Source organism: Enterococcus sp. HMSC078F03 (assembly GCF_001811595.1).
In the GTDB taxonomy this organism is placed as follows: Bacteria; Bacillota; Bacilli; order Lactobacillales; family Enterococcaceae; genus Enterococcus; species Enterococcus faecalis.
In genome coordinates this window covers 1-549 of sequence record NZ_KV805596.1, presented here as the reverse complement: position 1 = coordinate 549, position 549 = coordinate 1, and the positions used below count along the sequence as shown (strand labels likewise).

Annotated in this window: 1 protein-coding gene; it reads right to left on the bottom strand. The window is 40.6% G+C overall.

What is annotated here, in order from left to right; translation table 11 throughout:
• Window positions 1-549: SspB-related isopeptide-forming adhesin (locus HMPREF2810_RS12530; protein ID WP_176745263.1), on the bottom strand; the 549-nt coding region annotated here is incomplete at both ends.

The following is a 549-nucleotide window of genomic DNA, read 5'->3' as shown; positions in this document are numbered from 1 at the left end:
ACGCTAGAATAAAGGCTTGTGGGTCTTTGGCAGAGATTGTCACCGTGCCTTTGGCATCGTCCCATGAGATTGTAAACTGGTTCGTAATGTCTACCCCTTTGGAATCTTTGACACGAAGTAAGTCTTTGATTGGTGACACTTTCGTTTCGTCGTAATCATCGAAGAAAGAAACGCCTGTCGCAAGATCGACTGTATCAAAGGCAAAGTCTTTATCGTACCCTTTTAAGTCCCAGGTCATTTCATAAGAAAGAACATCACCACGAGCCACTTTTCCATGATTAATATCTTCCCCTTTCTTGTTATGAACGGCTTTAGTTGGTTTTGGATCATCAGGCGTATGTGTCACCACCGTATTAGAACGAACAAGCTCTTTGTTGTAGTTTTCTGTTTGCGTGTTTTCTACATCACCTGTTTTGATCCGTTCGACTTCCAGATACACAGACCAAGCTTGTTTGCCTACTTTATTGCTTCCTTCATTTAACGCTGCCAATAATGCTTGATTCATTGTAAACGTCAAGTCTTTATTGTCTTTGTTTTCTAAAAGAATGT